Source organism: Mycolicibacterium houstonense (assembly GCF_900078665.2).
GTDB classification, from domain to species: Bacteria; Actinomycetota; Actinomycetes; order Mycobacteriales; family Mycobacteriaceae; genus Mycobacterium; species Mycobacterium houstonense.
Genome location: NZ_LT546207.1, coordinates 2,427,234 through 2,430,351, shown reverse-complemented (window position 1 = coordinate 2,430,351; position 3,118 = coordinate 2,427,234). Strand labels below are relative to the sequence as shown.

The following is a 3,118-nucleotide window of genomic DNA, read 5'->3' as shown; positions in this document are numbered from 1 at the left end:
GCGCTGGCCGGCCCCGACAGCGCACCGGTGCCCGCCGCGGCCATGCAGTCGGCGAGCCTGGCCGCGATGGCCGATCTGTTCGCCGTCGTCGTCCCGGACGTGTCCGCCATCCCGGATTAGCCGGAACGGCTCACCGCTTGCCGCATCCCGGCGGGCGGTGAGCGGCCTGGCACAATCTGAGGGCATGCGGATGTCGGCGAAGGCGGAGTATGCCGTCCGCGCCATGGTTCAGCTCGCCACGGTCGGTGAGGGCGAGCTGGTGAAAACCGACGACCTGGCCAAGTCCCAGGGCATTCCGGCGCAGTTCCTCGTCGACATCCTGTCCGATCTGCGTACCGATCGTCTGGTCCGCAGCCATCGAGGCCGTGACGGAGGCTATGAGCTGGCCCGACCGGCCGGTGACATCAGCATCGCCGACGTGTTGCGTTGCATCGACGGGCCGCTGGCCAGCGTGCGTGACATCGGGCTGGGCGATCTGCCGTACTCCGGCCCGACGGCGGCGCTGACCGATGTCTGGCGTGCGCTACGGGCCAGCATGCGTTCGGTGCTGGAGGAGACCAGCCTGGCCGACGTGGCGGCCGGCGCGCTGCCCGCCCATGTCGCGAAGATGGCCGGCGCCTACCTCGACCAGGAGCATCAGCGCGGGCACGGTTAGCCGGCGGCCTCAGCCGCCGTAGGGCCGGGTGATGATCTCCAGGTAGTGCCCGGAGGGATCCTGGAAGTACACCCCGCGGCCGCCGTCGTTGTGGTTGATCTCGCCCGGGTGCTGACCGTGCGGATCGGCCCAGTGCTGCATGCTGCGGTCGCGGATCTTCCCGTAGATCGCGTCGAACTCGTCCTCGGAAACCAGGAATGCGTAATGCTGCGGCCGGATTTCGTCGTCGGCGCCGACCTGCGCGTAGTCCAGGTTCACGCCGTGATTGAGTGTCACGGCGAGAAACGGCCCGAACTCCTGCGGTGCGGGCAGACCGAACAACTCGGTGAGGAACTCCGCCGAAACCTGCCGGTCCTTCGCGGCGACGATGGTGTGGTTGAAGGTGATAGCCATACCTGTCCAGTAAACCGTTGGACGGGCCACAGGGGCAACGGTGCAGGATGGGGCCATGCCCAACCCCACGATCCTGGCCGGTCCGCGGGTGCGGTTGCGACCACCGGTGGTCTCGGACGCCGAGGTCCTGTTCAGCCGCATCGCCACCGACCCGCAGGTGACGCGTCATCTGTCCTGGCGTCCGCATTCGGGCGTAACCGAGACGCGCCGCGTCATCACCGCGTTGTTCAACGTCGGTGACGAGGAGACCTGGCTCGTCGAACTCGACGGTGAGGTGATCGGGCTGTGCGGCCGGCGGCGGCCGCAGCCGCACGCGGTCGAGCTGGGCTACTGCCTGGCCCGCCAGTGGTGGGGACATGGCCTGATGTCGGAAGCGGTTTCGCTGGTACTCGACGATCTGCGGCCGGATCCCACGGTGTACCGGGTGTCGGCCTACTGCCATGTGGACAATGCCGGCTCGGCGGGAGTGCTGCGCCGGTGTGGTCTGTCTCTCGAGGGAAGACTGGCCCGCTACGGGCTGTTCCCCAATATCAGTGATGAACCCCAGGACGTGTTGTTGTTCGGAAAGGCGGTGCGGTGATGGGCACATTCGATATTCGCGGTCTGCGGCAACCGGTGATCGTGGCGCCGATGGCAGGCGGGCCGACCACCCCGGAGCTGGCCGCGGCAGGCAGCAACGCCGGCGGGCTCGGGTTCCTGGCCGCCGGCTATCTGACCGCCGAGGCGCTTNCCTGTTGCCGCTGCAATTCCAGCTTGAGTTCGGGTGGACGCCCTTGGCCGCAGGCGTCATGGTGGCGGCGCTGTTCGCGGGCAACCTCACGATCAAACCGGCGACCACGCCACTGATGCGCCGGTTCGGTATCCGCACCGTGCTGCTGGTCAACGGGGTGGCCTCGGTGGCGTGTTTCGGTGTGCTGGCCGGGTTGCGGCCCGGCCTTCCGGTGGTGGTGATGGCCGCCGTCCTCTATGTCAGCGGGGCGCTGCGGTCGATCGGATTCACCGCATACAACAGCCTGGCGTTCTCCGACGTCGAGGGGGAGGAGCTGACCCACGCGAACACGTTCAACGCCTCGGTGCAGGAGCTGGCGGCCGGGGTCGGGGTGGCGGTGGCGGCGCTGCTGTTCAGTCAGCTGAGCTCGTTCTCGCTGACCTACCTGGTACTTGGTGGGTTGCTGGCGCTGACCCTGGTCGCGACGGTGCGGTTACCGCGGCACGCGGGCGCGCACGTCAGCGGGCATCGGGGCTGACCGCGGCCCGACGTTGACACCGCCGCGGTCGGCGGATNCGTGCACGCGGGCGGTCAGTACGAGTGGGATTCGGCGGCGCCCGTCGCGGTGGCCCGGGCGGCAGGCTTGCACACCTCCCGCATCGACGGCTCCCGCCTGATCTACAACTCGGCCGATCCCACGCTGCCCGACCTGATCGTGTGCCGGCCCGAGCTGGCCGACCGCGTGCTGGCCGTCACCGCGGGATAGTCCGCCTCGGGACGGTCGGTGGGGCTCGGCAATCCCGGAGTGCCACCAATGGAGCCTGAACGGGGTGGGGGACCACTACGCTCATCGAAATGAGCCGCCCTACACTGCGCGAACTGGCCAGCCTGCCCGCGGCGCCGGCCCGCCTCGCCGAATCCGCCCTCGTTCTCATCGACTGCCAGAACACCTACACCCAGGGCATCATGGAGCTCGAAGGGGTGCAGGCCGCGTTGGACCAGACCGCCGAACTGCTCGACCGGGCCCGCAGCGCGGGCATTCCGATCATCCACATCCAGCACTCCGACGGTCCGGGCTCGCTGTATGACATCGAGGGGGAGAGCGGCGCGATCATCGAATCGGTGGCCCCGCGCGAGGGAGAACCCGTGGTGGTCAAGCAGTTCCCCAACTCGTTCGTGCAGACCGACCTCGACGACCGGTTGAAGCGGATCAACGCGTCGAACCTGGTGCTCGCCGGGTTCATGACGCACATGTGCGTCAACTCCACCGCGCGCGGCGCCTTCAACCTCGGATATGCCCCGACGGTGGTGGCCGCCGCCACCGCGACCCGCGCGCTGGCCGGCCCCGACAGCGCACCGGT

At 68.8% G+C, this 3,118-nt stretch carries 3 protein-coding genes and 5 pseudogenes (1 of these 8 running past the window's edge); 7 read left to right on the top strand and 1 reads right to left on the bottom strand.

The features are described from left to right. Positions 1 to 184: 184 nt before the first annotated feature. Positions 185 to 655 carry an Rrf2 family transcriptional regulator gene (locus BN4332_RS12160; protein ID WP_066898673.1) on the top strand — a complete coding sequence of 157 codons (471 nt, stop codon included), beginning with the start codon at positions 185 to 187 and terminating at the stop codon, positions 653 to 655. A gap of 9 nt (positions 656 to 664) precedes the next feature. On the opposite strand, the gene BN4332_RS12155 is transcribed toward BN4332_RS12160, so the two are convergent. Further along, positions 665 to 1,048: a VOC family protein gene (locus tag BN4332_RS12155; RefSeq protein WP_066898672.1), complete on the bottom strand. Its 384-nt coding sequence runs from the start codon at positions 1,046 to 1,048 to the stop codon at positions 665 to 667. A gap of 55 nt (positions 1,049 to 1,103) precedes the next feature. Here BN4332_RS12155 and BN4332_RS12150 point away from each other — a divergent pair, with 55 nt between their 5' ends. The 6 genes and pseudogenes from BN4332_RS12150 to BN4332_RS35450 form a co-directional block, all read left to right on the top strand. Then, complete coding sequence (locus tag BN4332_RS12150) at positions 1,104 to 1,628, top strand: GNAT family N-acetyltransferase (RefSeq protein ID WP_066898671.1); 525 nt, start codon at positions 1,104 to 1,106, stop codon at positions 1,626 to 1,628. Continuing rightward, positions 1,628 to 1,777 (top strand): annotated as a pseudogene (locus tag BN4332_RS12145) (nitronate monooxygenase); the annotation flags it as partial. The gene BN4332_RS12150 and the pseudogene BN4332_RS12145, both read left to right, overlap by 1 nt. A gap of 2 nt (positions 1,778 to 1,779) precedes the next feature. Beyond that, a pseudogene (locus BN4332_RS12140) lies at positions 1,780 to 2,295 on the top strand (MFS transporter); the annotation flags it as partial. A 39-nt stretch (positions 2,296 to 2,334) separates the two neighbouring features. Next, a pseudogene (locus BN4332_RS12135) lies at positions 2,335 to 2,523 on the top strand (3'(2'),5'-bisphosphate nucleotidase CysQ); the annotation flags it as partial. 89 nt (positions 2,524 to 2,612) lie between these two features. Then, positions 2,613 to 3,107: pseudogene (locus BN4332_RS35455) on the top strand (cysteine hydrolase family protein); the annotation flags it as partial. Positions 3,108 to 3,116: 9 nt separating this feature from the next. After that, positions 3,117 to 3,118 (top strand): annotated as a pseudogene (locus BN4332_RS35450) (GNAT family N-acetyltransferase); its annotated part runs 262 nt beyond the window's last position; the annotation flags it as partial.